This window comes from Pseudomonas trivialis, from assembly GCF_001439805.1.
Lineage (GTDB): Bacteria > Pseudomonadota > Gammaproteobacteria > Pseudomonadales > Pseudomonadaceae > Aquipseudomonas > Aquipseudomonas trivialis.
The window spans coordinates 49,550-62,259 of sequence record NZ_JYLK01000009.1 but is presented as its reverse complement, the minus strand read 5'-3'; the positions used below and the strand labels follow the sequence as shown (position 1 = coordinate 62,259).

Annotated in this window: 10 protein-coding genes and 1 pseudogene; 5 read left to right on the top strand and 6 right to left on the bottom strand. The window is 60.2% G+C overall.

All coding sequences use genetic code 11. The annotated features are described in order from the left end of the window. Positions 1 to 31 precede the first annotated feature (31 nt). A complete protein-coding gene (locus tag TU79_RS14810; protein WP_231986874.1) occupies positions 32 to 3,010 on the top strand; it encodes a membrane-targeted effector domain-containing toxin in 2,979 nt (992 codons plus the stop codon). Between the two features lie 65 nt (positions 3,011 to 3,075). On the opposite strand, the gene TU79_RS14805 is transcribed toward TU79_RS14810, so the two are convergent. The 4 genes from TU79_RS14805 to TU79_RS14790 all read right to left on the bottom strand — a co-directional run bounded on the left by TU79_RS14805 (position 3,076) and on the right by TU79_RS14790 (position 7,308). Then, positions 3,076 to 5,259, bottom strand: coding sequence for a xanthine dehydrogenase family protein molybdopterin-binding subunit (locus TU79_RS14805; protein WP_057008672.1), 2,184 nt, complete (start codon positions 5,257 to 5,259; stop codon positions 3,076 to 3,078). Beyond that, on the bottom strand, positions 5,256 to 6,245 hold the full coding sequence (locus TU79_RS14800) for an FAD binding domain-containing protein (protein ID WP_057008671.1): 990 nt from the start codon (positions 6,243 to 6,245) through the stop codon (positions 5,256 to 5,258). Before TU79_RS14800 ends, TU79_RS14805 begins: the two co-directional genes overlap by 4 nt. Then, entirely contained in the window at positions 6,242 to 6,766 is a 525-nt protein-coding gene (locus TU79_RS14795) for a (2Fe-2S)-binding protein (protein ID WP_057008670.1), read from the bottom strand. Before TU79_RS14795 ends, TU79_RS14800 begins: the two co-directional genes overlap by 4 nt. A 95-nt stretch (positions 6,767 to 6,861) precedes the next feature. Continuing rightward, on the bottom strand, positions 6,862 to 7,308 hold the full coding sequence (locus tag TU79_RS14790; RefSeq protein WP_057008766.1) for a DUF4879 domain-containing protein: 447 nt from the start codon (positions 7,306 to 7,308) through the stop codon (positions 6,862 to 6,864). 188 nt (positions 7,309 to 7,496) lie between these two features. Here TU79_RS14790 and TU79_RS14785 point away from each other — a divergent pair, with 188 nt between their 5' ends. Both TU79_RS14785 and trmA read left to right on the top strand, forming a co-directional pair. Beyond that, a complete protein-coding gene (locus TU79_RS14785; RefSeq protein ID WP_057008669.1) occupies positions 7,497 to 8,792 on the top strand; it encodes an NCS2 family permease in 1,296 nt (431 codons plus the stop codon). Further along, positions 8,789 to 9,868, top strand: a complete 1,080-nt coding sequence (gene trmA, locus TU79_RS14780) for a tRNA (uridine(54)-C5)-methyltransferase TrmA (RefSeq protein ID WP_057008668.1) — start codon at positions 8,789 to 8,791, stop codon at positions 9,866 to 9,868. Before TU79_RS14785 ends, trmA begins: the two co-directional genes overlap by 4 nt. Positions 9,869 to 9,885: 17 nt before the next feature. On the opposite strand, the pseudogene TU79_RS14775 reads toward trmA, so the two are convergent. Further along, positions 9,886 to 10,164: pseudogene (locus TU79_RS14775) on the bottom strand (DUF2442 domain-containing protein); the annotation flags it as partial. Positions 10,165 to 10,387: 223 nt separating this feature from the next. On the opposite strand from TU79_RS14775, the gene aroQ reads away from it, so the two are divergent. Next, positions 10,388 to 10,834, top strand: a complete 447-nt coding sequence (gene aroQ, locus TU79_RS14770) for a type II 3-dehydroquinate dehydratase (protein WP_057008667.1) — start codon at positions 10,388 to 10,390, stop codon at positions 10,832 to 10,834. After that, the gene (locus tag TU79_RS14765; protein WP_162276089.1) at positions 10,831 to 11,682 is read left to right on the top strand and encodes a shikimate dehydrogenase; all 852 of its coding nucleotides are present in this window, start codon (positions 10,831 to 10,833) and stop codon (positions 11,680 to 11,682) included. Before aroQ ends, TU79_RS14765 begins: the two co-directional genes overlap by 4 nt. A 287-nt stretch (positions 11,683 to 11,969) precedes the next feature. On the opposite strand, the gene TU79_RS14760 is transcribed toward TU79_RS14765, so the two are convergent. Next, positions 11,970 to 12,635 (bottom strand): TetR/AcrR family transcriptional regulator, encoded by a 666-nt coding sequence (locus TU79_RS14760; protein ID WP_003236928.1) that lies wholly within the window; start codon positions 12,633 to 12,635, stop codon positions 11,970 to 11,972. Positions 12,636 to 12,710 lie beyond the last annotated feature (75 nt).

Below are 12,710 nucleotides of genomic sequence, written 5' to 3'. Positions count from 1 at the left end.
CAACGCCGCGACATGCCCAGAGCCTCCAGCCATGCAAATCAGTCACCCGTTTTATACCCCCTTGCCCCCTTCGACAGCGCCAATACTGCCTCCTGAAAGCCAAGATAATCAGACACTCGCAATTGGGCGGGCTAAACGCGCAATCGATTCCAGCCCGTCCAAGGATCAGGAGCTGGTACAGGAGGTCAAAGCAGCGCCAGGGGGTGGGTTTGAGGAAGTCAGCGTCAATCCTGATCCGGGCAAAAACGTTGGTACAGGTGAGAAGCTTCCGGTGCCCATCGACTTGGGACTCAATATCAACATTGACCCCGTCACAAAGAAAATTTCCGACGCCTTCAAAAGCGTTGATCAGGAAGCTTCAATTTTTTTAAAAAAAACGTTTGCGCAGATGGCAGAGAAGGCAACGACCCCTGCCGAAAAGGAAAAATGGAATATAGATCCTGATAAAACGTTTCTCGTCACTTTTGACTACAACGCCACAGGAGAAAGGCCTTACCCCGCAAACATTTTAAAAAGAATCTCCCTGACACAAGCGCTCATCACCAATGCACAAGACACGCCCAAGGGGAGTGGCTTTCCCCTCCCTTTCTTTGAGGGAGGACCTGACGTCATCGTCAAACCCGAGTTGACGACTCATGCACCGGGCACGTTCGATTTTTTCAGCCGTTTTAACCCTGGCCGCGAAAAAGCTGATATCACGCATACTTATCAGGGTATTTACCAGGCGCCCGCAGACTCGACCGCGCTGGTTTATAACGCCGCAAACCAACGTTCAATCACGCCCACCGAGTTTAAAGAACTGATCTGGGACGCGGACTATCAACAGCCTTATGAGCATTTTCTGGACGAGTTCTGGACAGCCCATCAGGAAAAATATCCAGCGCTGGCCAAAGCGTCTTTTGTTAAAGCAGCGATGACTCAGCATCAGCAAGGCAGCCTGCCCCCACAAGGCCTCGAACTTGCCATGCTGGCTGCTGGCTTATCCGGCAATCAGGCGTCATGGCCGGACATCAAGTTTGAGGATCTTCTAAAAAACCCGCCGAAGGATCCTGGTATTGAAGTGGGATTGCTGAAGATTGGAAACTATGAATCCACCGACCTGATTTACATAACCGACAATCGGGTGAGCTTCGACGCCAACGGCAATAAGTTGCCTGCGCTCACCTTGGTTTATGAACCGGGGAGTTCTTCCCCGTTTTTTCACACGTTCAATAGCCAGGCTGAAATGAAGACAGGGCTCGCCGCTCAAATGGCCGATCCGGTCAGACGCGCAGCCCTGGCCACGCACGTTGCCCTGAAAGACAGACCTAACGGCATCGGGCGTGCAGGTGCAGACGAAACCATGGCCGGGCTCGGCACTTGGCCGCAAAAGCGCGAGACCCCAGGCGGATTGTTGTCCTATGACCATCGGGCGTTCAGCGGCTTCTGGGACCCACAGACATATATCACCACAGCACCGAGTAAGTTGCCGTTTGATGAAGTCGCAAGACGCCAGAAAAGTCGCGCTTACGCGGACGGTGATTTCAAAATAACCAGCGACAGGGACTACCGGAAAGAGAAGCTACTTTCCGGCCTCGAAAAGGTTGCAAAAATAGCGTTATTCCTCACGCCGCTGGCGCTCGTTGTGCCCGAAGTCGCGCTGGCAATAGATGCTTATTATTTGGCGAGCGGGGTAATCACAGCAGCCATCGGCGTTGACAACAACAGGCATGGCAAAGCAAATGGCAACGAACAAATTCTAAACGGCGTTCTCAACGCAGTACTGGTAGCGACACCGCGTGCCGGGAAATTTTTCGACGGTGACAAAGGTGCCGCAAGCGAAGTAACAGGTGCATTGGAATCCGCACCCAACAGCCCCGCGCCAAGTCCTCCGCGCGTCTCCGAATGGCCTGCAAACCGGCTACGTCCCTCGCAATGGCACAGTATCGGTGACTCTATCGTCACAGACGGTGAGCGACGAATAGAGGGCGTAACGCCCAATGCGATGGGCATCTATCAAGTCAAAGGACCTCACGGCAAGGACCAATGGCTTATTCGACTTGCCAATAATGACGGGACCCATGAGGTATTTGAAATCGATGCCAAGTTCAAGCTGAGAAATGGTTACGCCCAGGTCATCGACCCGCTCACTGAAAAGGCTGTGATGAATGTGCAATACACGGGAGGCAAAGGCTGGGAGCCGCTCAGTGGCCCGGGGGGTATAAAACTGCCGTGGAAGTGGGGCAACTCACAAGGTCAACCGTTTGACCCCGGCGCCTACGATTACCCTGCCGATGGAACCTCTTCGACGTCGAAGGCGATCACCAAAATCGATAACCAGTTAAAAAAAGACGCTGAAAGTTTTCATAAGACGGCAAAAACCAAACCCAGGCCTGCACTCTCGACAATCCATAAAAATGCATCGCCCGCCAAGGTGATCGATACTATTTATCAAAAATCATCCGGCATGATTATCGGCGAGGATCACTCCCAGTCAGCAGGATTGAAAATCCTGATTGATCATGCAGCGGTGTTTAGAAAAAACGGTGTCCGTGTGTTGTACTCGGAAGGGTTTGAACATGCGCTGCAGCCTGATCTTGACAGGTTTTTCGATTCGGGGGAGTTCTCCCCGGCGCTGCGTAAAAATTTAAAATTAATTGATCTTGCCCACAGTAAACATGGGATCTATACCAACAGAGAACTGCTTCTGACCCTGCGAAAAAACGGCATTCGTATTAAAGCAATCGATGTGCCTTCGGTAGAGAAGAAAACCACACGGCTCAAAAACATGAACTATTACGCGAGCAAAGTGATCGAGAAAGATCAAGCGCTTGACCCTCAACAAAAATGGATTGTACGAGTGGGCAGTGACCATGTATTCACCTACGAAGCAAGCCGACCCATTCGCGGTATCTCTGAGTTAACCGGTGCAACAGGGGTTCTCGTGGATGATGCTCCGGTTAACACTGAGACGTCCGTTATTCAACCTCCGAATATGACGGACCTATTCATCGACCTGAAAGTCTCCTGAGCGAGTACAAGCCGTTAAGGGCCGGATCTACCCGGCCCTCAATCACGATCATTGAATGCTTTACGTCAAAGCACTTTATCCAATGTGATCGGAAATTCCCGCACCCGCTTGCCGGTGGCGTGGTACACCGCATTCGCCACCGCCGCCGCCACGCCGACAATGCCGATCTCGCCCACGCCCTTGGAACCCAGTGCGTTGACGATCTCGTCATGTTCCTCGACGAACACCACATCGATCTCGCCAATATCGGCGTTAACCGGAATGTGATATTCGGCCAGGCTGTGGTTCATGTAGCGGCCCAGTTGATGGTCGACCTGGGTCTCTTCATGCAGCGCCATGCCGATGCCCCACACCACACCGCCGAGGATCTGGCTGCGCGCCATTTTCGGGTTGACCACGCGCCCGGCGGCAACCGCGCTGACCACACGGCTGACCTTGATGGTGCCCAGGTCCTCATCCACGCGCACTTCGACGAACACCGCCGAGTGAGTGGCCGTGGCATAGGCTTCGCGCTTTTTGTCAGGCTCGCTGTCGACCTGCACCTCCAGCGCCTGCTCGCCGCTGTCCCTGACCAGCTGCGCCAGGGACACGCGCTGTTCGCCGGCGTGCAGTTGACCGTCCTCAAAGCGCGCGGTGTCCACACCCTTGAAGGCCGGATAGGTCTGTTGGGCGATTTTCAGCAACTTGGCATTAAGCGCTTCGCACGCCTGCTGCACCGCCGTACCGACCGACGACACGGTAAACGAGCCGCCTTGCAACGGCGCGGTGGGCAAGGATGAATCCCCCAGCAGAAAGCTGATATCGGCCATCGCCACACCGCTGGCCTGGGCCGCAATCTGCGTCATGACGGTATAGGTGCCGGTACCGATGTCGGTGGTGGCGCTGCTCACGGTCAGTTTGCCATTCGCGTCCAGACGCGCCTTGGCACTGGCCTTCATCTGCATGGCTTCCCACACGCCACCGGCCATGCCCCAGCCGATCAACTGACGGCCGTCGCGCATGCTGCGCGGTTCCGGGTTGCGCTGGCTCCAGCCAAAACGCTCGGCGCCTTCGCTGTAACACTCGCGCAGGGCTTTGCTGGACCAGGGTTTGTCTTCGTTCTGGTTGCGCTCGGCGTAGTTGATCAGGCGCAGTTGCACCGGGTCGATGGCCAGGGCGCAAGCCAGTTCATCCATCGCGCATTCGAGGCCGATCACACCCAGGGCAGCGCCGGGTGCGCGCATGTCCAGCGGGGTGTAAACGTCCAGTGGCACCAGCTTGTAAGTCAGCTGAATGTTGTCGCAGTGGTAGAGCATGCCGCTCCACTCCACCACGTGTTCGCTGAAATCCTCGAAGCGCGAGGTCTGGCCAATCGCGGTGTGCCCCAGCGCCAGCAAGCGACCATTGGCAGCGGCGCCCATCTGCAGGCGCTGCAGGGTGCGCGGGCGGTAGCCGAAGGTGAACATCTGCTGGCGGGTGAGGGTCACGCGCACCGAACGCTTGAGCGACAGCGACGCCATCACCGCCAACGGCAACTGGTACTGCGGACGCAGGCCGGAGCCAAAGGCGCCGCCGACGAACGCGGCAAAAATGCGCACCTGGCTTTTATCCAGGCCGAACACCTCCTGCACATAGGACTGGCAGTTTTGCGGGCCCTGGGTCTTGTCGTGGATGTGCAAGGTGCCGTCCGGCTGATACAGCACGGTGCTGGCGTGAGGTTCCATGGGGTTGTGATGTTCGATCGGGGTGCTGTAATGCAGGTCGAGGCTGATGGCCGCGCCGGACCATTCGGCCTGGAAGTTGCCGCGCGGTTTGGGCGGGGTCTGCGACGAAGGGTGAGCGCTGTCCTGCTGCGCAGCCAGATCGGTGTCGAAGGCTTCGGTTTCGTACTCGATGTGCACCAGGGACCCGGCGTGGCGCGCCAGCTCCAGGTTATCGGCGATGACCAGCGCCAGCGGCTGGCCGCTGTACAGCACGCGGTCGTTGTACAACGGGCGGAAGGGCGAGCCGTCCGCCGCATCATCGTCGGCGAAGGCGTCATCGTAGCTGGCAATTTTCGGCCGGTTGAGGTGGTCGATCACGGCCACCACGCCCGGCAGCGCCAGCGCCCTGGAGGCGTCGATGCGCAGCACGCGGCCCTTGGCAATGTTGCTGGAAACCACGCTGCCGTGCAGCAGGCCGTCCTCGGGAAATTCACCGGCGTAGCGCGCTTGCCCGGTGACCTTGAGCAGACCGTCGACGCGGTCAAGGGGTTTGCCGATAGCACTCATGGCTGTTCTCCTGCGACGGCGGCGTCGCTCAGGGCGCGGATAATTGCGCGGCGTGCCAGCTTGATCTTGAAGCCGTTGTGCTCAAGCGGCTCGGCATCCTGCAGCAGCGCGTCGGCGGCGTTGCTGAAGGTTTCGCGGCTGACCGACTGGCCGATCAAGGCGCTTTCCACCGCGCGGTCACGCCAGGGTTTATGCGCTACACCGCCGAGGGCCAGACGCGCGTCAACGATGCGGTCGCCGTCCAGTTCGAGGGCTGCGGCGACGGACACCAGGGCAAACGCATAGGACGCGCGGTCACGGATTTTCAGGTAGTGGCTGTGACGGGCCAAGTGATCGGCCGGCAGTTCGACAGCAGTGATCAGCTCGTCGTCAGCCAATTGGTTGTCACGTTGCGGCGCATCACCGGGCAGACGATGGAAATCGGCAAACTCGATAACCCGCGTGCCGGCGCGCCCCTGCACATGCACCCGCGCTTCCAGCGCCGCCAGAGCCACGCACATGTCGGAAGGATGGGTGGCGACGCACTGGTCGCTGGCGCCGAGGATCGCATGGATGCGGTTCAATCCGGTGCGCGCCGGGCAACCGCTGCCGGGCTCGCGCTTGTTGCACGGCACGGCGGCGTCGTAGAAGTAGTAACAACGGGTGCGCTGCAACAGGTTGCCGCCGGTGCTGGCCATGTTGCGCAGCTGCGGCGAGGCGCCGGCGAGAATGGCCTGGGACAGCAGCGGGTAACGCTGTTCGATCAGCGGGTGCCAGGCCAGGTCGGCGTTACTGACCAGGGCCCCGATGCGCACGCCGCCGTCGGCGGTTGCTTCCACCTCGCGCAGCGGCAGGCCGGTGATATCGATCAGGTGCTCGGGGCGGCTGATGTTCTCTTTCATCAGGTCCAGCAGGTTGGTGCCCCCGGCAATGAAGCGTGAGGCCGCGCTGCTCAGGTGCACCGCTTCCTGCACATCGGCGGGCTTGCTGTAGTGGAAGGGATTCATTGCTCACCTCCCTGCTGGCGGCACGCGGGCAGCGCGTCCTCGATGGCATCGCGAATATTGCTGTAGGCGCCGCAACGGCAGAGGTTGCCGCTCATCAGTTCCTGGATCTGGGCGCTGTCGTGGGCGCGGCCCTCGTTGACCAGGCCCACGGCGGAGCAAATCTGGCCGGGGGTGCAGTAACCGCACTGGAAGGCGTCATGTTTGATGAAGGCTTGCTGCATCGGGTGCAACCGGTCGCCGTCGGCCAGGCCTTCGATGGTGGTCAGCTCGGCACCGTCGCACATGATGGCCAGGGTCAGGCAGGCATTGACGCGCTTGCCGTCGCGCAACACGGTGCAGGCGCCGCACTGGCCATGGTCACAGCCTTTCTTGCTGCCGACCAGGTCCAGTTGTTCGCGCAGCAGGTCCAGCAGGGTGGTCCAGGGCAACACGCTCAGGTGGCGTTCCTGACCGTTGAGGGTCAAGCGTATTGGGTGGGCGACGAACGGTTGGGCCGCCGCGCCATTGGGGGTCGCGCTCATAAACACCTCACGGGTTGGTGTACATCCGCGGCGTTAGGGAAATCGCCGTCTCAGGGGTACGACTTCCCGGGGGTATGAGCGTTCAAGCGGATTGATCAGAGGATATTGAGTTGGGTCTTGAGGGTGTTGCGCGGCGGATTGATCGAGGAGTTGCTGTATTCAAAGCCGCCGGGGCCTGCGACGTTCAGGTCGAACACATAGATGTAGCCGATCAGTTGGCCTGCGCCATTGCACGCCTGGCTGATATTGCCGACCTGGCACACCGACGTGCGCTGAGCATTGAGCACCGCGCCGTTGAAGCGCCCGACCGGGTTGTTGCCCAGGCCCACTTCCATCACCGAGACCTTGGTGGGCCCACGGTGCGTGCACATCTGGGTGGTGGTCACGCGGTCCGGGATGCTCTCGGTGCAGCGCGCCGACTCGACCTTGAACACCCGCACCTCGCTCAAGGCCGGTGCAGCGGCGCCCCACGCCGGTGCTGCACCGAGCCACAGGCCAATAAAGGGGAACAGCGCTAGACTCCACGCGTTGGCTTTTTTCATGCTGTTGACCACCCGGTATCAAACGTCGCCGCAGTATGCCTCAAGGCCACGCGCCACACAGCCTCGGCTGCTGGTATGATGCGCCGCTTTTTCCGATCCTCTCTGAAACCACAGGCGCTTGGCGCAGTTTGTGCTTTGACTTAGAGGTCAACAAATAACGACGCAAAAGCGCGTCACAGGGAGCCGGCATGCTGGAAAAGCTGTTTCAACTCAAAGCCCACAACACCAACGTGCGCACCGAGATTCTTGCGGGCATCACCACGTTCCTGGCGATGGCTTACATCCTGTTCGTGAACCCGAGCATTCTGGGCGAGACCGGCATGGACAAGGGCGCGGTGTTCGTCGCGACCTGCCTGGCCGCCGCCATCGGTTCGACCGTGATGGGCCTGATCGCCAACTACCCGATTGCGCTGGCGCCGGGCATGGGTCTGAACGCCTTCTTCACCTACACCGTGGTGCTGCACATGGGCCACACCTGGCAGGTGGCGCTGGGTGCGGTTTTCATCTCGGCGGTGCTGTTCTTCCTGCTGTCGATCTTCCGCATCCGTGAGTGGATCATCAACAGCATCCCCCTGCCGCTGCGCTCGGCGATTGCCGCCGGTATCGGCCTGTTCCTCGCGCTGATCGCCCTGCACAACGCCGGGATCGTGGTTGCCAACCCGGCCACCCTGATTGGCATGGGCGACCTCAAGCAACCGGCCCCCATCCTCGCCACCCTGGGCTTCGTGCTGATCGTGGCGCTGGAAGCCCTGGCCGTGCGCGGCGCGGTGCTGATCGGCATTCTGGCGGTGACCATTGTGTCGATCCTGCTCGGCATCACCCCCTTCGGCGGCGTGACCTCGATGCCGCCGTCCCTGGCCCCGACCTTCCTGCAACTGGACATCAAGGGCGCGCTGGATATCGGCCTGGTCAGCGTGATCTTCGCCTTCCTGTTCGTCGACCTGTTCGACAACTCCGGCACCCTGATCGGCGTCGCCAAGCGCGCCGGGCTGATGGGCAAGGACGGCCACATGCCGAAAATGGGCCGTGCATTGATCGCCGACAGCACCGCCGCCATGGCCGGTTCCCTGCTCGGCACCTCGACCACCACCAGCTACATCGAGTCCGCCGCGGGCGTGAGCGCCGGTGGCCGTACCGGCCTGACGGCCATCGTGGTCGCCATTCTGTTCCTGCTGGCGCTGTTCTTCTCGCCGCTGGCCGCCAGCGTTCCCGCCTTCGCCACCGCGCCGGCGCTGTTGTTCGTGGCGGTGCTGATGACCCAGGGGCTGGCCGAAATCGACTGGGACGATATTACCGTGGCAGCGCCGGTGGTGATCACCGCCCTGGCGATGCCCTTCACTTACTCCATCGCCAACGGCATCGCCTTCGGTTTCATCGCCTGGACCGCCATCAAGCTGCTTTCGGGCCGCTACCGTGAGCTGAACCCGGCGCTGGTGATTCTGTCGATTCTGTTCGTGATCAAGCTGGGCTGGTTCAACGCATGACTTTTGACGCCGCACGCTACACCGCGCAACTGCAGGACAAGGTCACGCGCCTGCGTGACCTGCTGGCACCGTTCGATGCGCCTGAGCCGCAGGTCTTCGACTCACCGTTGCAGCACTTTCGCCTGCGCGCCGAGTTCCGCCTGTGGCGCGAAGACGGCGAGCGTCATTACGCGATGTTCTCCCAGGACGACAAGCGCACGCCGATCCTGATCGAAGACTTCCCGATTGCCAGCCAGCGCATCAACCAGTTGATGCCGCAGCTCAAGGCTGCCTGGCAAGCCAGCGCCGCCCTGAGTCACAAGCTGTTCCAGGTGGAGTTCCTCACCACCCTGGCCGGCGATGCAATGATCACCCTGTGCTATCACCGCCCCCTGGACGAGCACTGGCACACGGCGGCGAATAAACTCGCGGCTGATCTGGGCGTGAGCATCATCGGCCGCTCCAAGGGCAAGCGCGATGTGATCGGCCACGACTACGTGGTGGAGAAACTCGACGTCGGCGGGCGCACCTTCAGCTACCGCCAACCCGAAGGTGCCTTCACCCAGCCCAACGGCACGGTGAACCAGAAGATGCTCAACTGGGCGTTCGAGGCATTGGGCGAGCGCCCGGATGACTTGCTGGAGCTGTACTGCGGCAACGGCAACTTCACCCTGCCGCTGGCCACGCGCGTGCGCAAGGTGCTGGCGACCGAGATCAGCAAGACCTCGGTGAATGCGGCGCTGAGCAACCTCGATGAGAACGCGGTGAATAACGTCACGCTGGTGCGTCTCTCTGCCGAGGAACTCACCCAGGCGCTGAACGAAGTGCGTCCGTTCCGTCGCCTGCACGGCGTCGACTTGAAAAGCTACGAATTCGGCAGCGTATTCGTCGACCCGCCACGCGCCGGCATGGACCCGGACACCTGCGAGCTGACCCGACGCTTCGACAACATCCTCTACATCTCCTGCAACCCCGAGACGCTGGCGGCGAACATTGCGCAACTGCATGACACCCACCGCATTACCCGGTGCGCCCTGTTTGACCAGTTTCCGTGGACGCATCACATGGAGTCCGGGGTGTTGCTGAGCCGTCGTTGATCCAGACATCTACAGCGTCATGCGTCAGTGGAGTCACCGGTGTCCGGCGCTTTTTTGGGTGGCCGGCCACCCTTCTTGCCATTCGCACGAGCGGCGGCGGATTTGGCCGCGCTGCTCTTGCGACCGTTGCGTGACGCCACCAGGCTTACCGCTAGATCCATCAGAGGCTGGCTTGTGGCGATCAGGCCGGTGATCGACACATCCGGGGCCTGAAGCTCGCAGCACAGTGCCTTGCCGCCAAAGCCGACTTCCGACTGCTGGAAATCCTCCTGGGAAAACCCTTCGAACTCCGCAAGACTCCTTCTGCAACCCGACAACCGGCTCCATCACTCCGACGCTTTTTCACAGATTAGTAACAGCGCACAATTCGTCGAATGCAGCGTTGTTACCGCACATTCCAACGTCTGAAGCCACGATTAATCGTTCGATAATCGAACACACCCCGCGCCATCCATTGACCAAACTAACCAACCAGTACATTTTATCCCCACAACCAATAAGAACTGTGGAGATCCTCCAATGCCACCCATCGTGCTGGTGCTCAACGGCCCCAATCTCAACCTGCTCGGCACTCGCGAGCCCGCCACTTATGGCCATGAAACCCTGGCCGATGTCGCCGCCCTGTGCGGACGCAGTGCGCAGCAGCTCGGGCTGAAAGTCGAGTTTCGCCAGACCAACCACGAAGGCGAACTGCTCGACTGGATCCACGGTGCCCGCGCCCGCTGCGCCGGAATCGTGATCAACCCCGCCGCCTGGACCCACACCTCGGTCGCCCTCCGTGATGCGCTGGTGGCCAGTGAAGTGCCGGTGATCGAAGTGCATCTATCCAACGTGCATGCGCGCGAAGCCTTTCGTCATCACTCGTTCGTCTCCCCGGTCGCCAAGGCGGTGCTGGCGGGGTTTGGCAGCCATGGCTATCACCTGGCCCTGGAACATTTCAGTCACACGCTCAAAGGATGCGCCTGATGAAACCACGCGTGCTCGCCGGCCTGATCGGCGCCGGTATCCAGGCCTCCCGCACCCCGGCCCTGCATGAGCAGGAAGGTGACGCCCAAGGCTTGCGCTACCTGTATCGCCTGATCGACCTGGAACCGTTGCAACTGACCGTCAGCGCCCTGCCCGACCTGCTGCGCGCCGCAGAGTCGATGCAGTTCACCGGTTTGAACATTACCTACCCGTGCAAGCAGGCGATCCTGCCGTTGCTGGATGACTTATCGGACGAGGCGCGCGGCATCGGCGCGGTAAACACCGTGGTGTTCAAGGACGGCAAACGCATCGGCCACAACACCGACTGCCTGGGCTTTGCCGAAGGCTTTCGACGCAACCTCAATGATGTGCCGCGCCAGCGCGTGGTGCAGATGGGCGCCGGCGGTGCCGGGGCCGCGGTTGCCCATGCGTTGCTGGCCGAGGGTGTGCAGCAGTTGAGTATTTTCGACGTGGACGCCGCTCGATCGCGCGAGCTTGTGGATAACTTGACCTTGCGCTTCGGCATGGGGCGCGCCGAGGTCGGCAGCCAATTGGACAACGCCATGGCCGAGGCCGATGGCCTGGTGAACACCACGCCGATGGGCATGGCCAAACTGCCCGGTACGCCAGTGCACGCAGCGCTGTTACGCGCACAACTGTGGGTCGCGGAAATCGTGTACTTTCCGCTGGAAACCCAACTGTTGCGCGATGCCCGTGCCCTGGGTTGCCGCACGTTGGATGGTGGCAATATGGCGGTGTTTCAGGCGGTGAAAGCGTTTGAATTGTTCAGTGGTGAGGTGGCGGACGCGCAAAGAATGCTTGCGCACTTCCAGACCATGAACACCTGAAAATGTGGGAGGCTGCGAGCGGGCTTGTTGTGGCGAGCTGGCTTGTTGTGGCGAGCGGGCTTGCCCCGCGTTGGGGTGCGAAGCGCCCCCAATCAAGTAAAACGCGGTGTATCTGCCCCTGCGCAGAGCATGGTCTTACGGCCGCTGCGCCCTCCAACGCAGGGCAAGCCTGCTCGCCACAGGAATCTGGATTCCTGAAATTTCATTTTTAAATCAACAACTTATTTTGTGTTTGATAAGCGGGGAGCTTGCCTCCTCCCACATGGGTTGCATTTCAAAATGCGTAATCAAGCCTGCAGGTAACGCAACACCGACTCACAGATCATCTCACGGTGCCGCTGTTTAACCGCCTCATCCGACAGTTCGATCTGAAAGATCTCACTGAAGGTATGACGGTTGGACACCCGGTAAAAGCTGAACGAGTTGATCAGCAAATGCACGTCCAAAGGCTCCAGCCCCTCGCGAAACAATCCCAGCTCGGCGCCACGGCGCAGGGTTTCCCCCAGGCCCTCCAGGATCTTGCTGTTCATCGCCTTGATCGTGTCGGTGCGCTTCACGTACTCGGCATTGTGGATATTTTCGATGCTGACGATACGCACAAAATCCACATTCTGATCATGGTGATCGAAGGTGAATTCCACCAGCCGCCGGATCGCTTCGCGCGGCTCCAGGGCGGTGAGGTTCATGCGGGTTTCGGTGTTGCGGATGTCGCCGTAAAGTTTTTCCAGCACCTCGACGTACAACTGCTCCTTGCTGCCGAAGTAGTAATAGATCATGCGCTTGGAGGTGTGGATGCGCTCGGCAATCGCGTCCACGCGGGCGCCGGACAGGCCCTGCTGAACAAATTCGACGATGGCTTCCTGGAGAATATTCTCCCGGGTCTTTTCCGGATTGTTCTTGCGACTCTTGCGCGGTGCGTCTGACACGGCGGAGAGATCGGGAGTCAGGGTCATGGTGCGCTCATGGCGGTGTGTTATGCAGGCTGCGATTATGGGGCGCGGCGCTTGCCGAAGGAAGCACCTGGCCCT

Excerpts from the sequence above, each read along its gene's own strand:
- TU79_RS14805 (WP_057008672.1), bottom strand. The coding sequence starts at position 5,259 with ATGAGTGCTATCGGCAAACCCCTTGACCGCGTCGACGGTCTGCTCAAG.
- TU79_RS14800 (WP_057008671.1), bottom strand. The coding sequence starts at position 6,245 with ATGAATCCCTTCCACTACAGCAAGCCCGCCGATGTGCAGGAAGCGGTG.
- TU79_RS14785 (WP_057008669.1), top strand. The coding sequence starts at position 7,497 with ATGCTGGAAAAGCTGTTTCAACTCAAAGCCCACAACACCAACGTGCGC.
- TU79_RS14795 (WP_057008670.1), bottom strand. The coding sequence starts at position 6,766 with ATGAGCGCGACCCCCAATGGCGCGGCGGCCCAACCGTTCGTCGCCCAC.
- TU79_RS14790 (WP_057008766.1), bottom strand. The coding sequence starts at position 7,308 with ATGAAAAAAGCCAACGCGTGGAGTCTAGCGCTGTTCCCCTTTATTGGC.
- TU79_RS14810 (WP_231986874.1), top strand. The coding sequence starts at position 32 with ATGCAAATCAGTCACCCGTTTTATACCCCCTTGCCCCCTTCGACAGCG.
- aroQ (WP_057008667.1), top strand. The coding sequence starts at position 10,388 with ATGCCACCCATCGTGCTGGTGCTCAACGGCCCCAATCTCAACCTGCTC.
- TU79_RS14760 (WP_003236928.1), bottom strand. The coding sequence starts at position 12,635 with ATGACCCTGACTCCCGATCTCTCCGCCGTGTCAGACGCACCGCGCAAG.
- trmA (WP_057008668.1), top strand. The coding sequence starts at position 8,789 with ATGACTTTTGACGCCGCACGCTACACCGCGCAACTGCAGGACAAGGTC.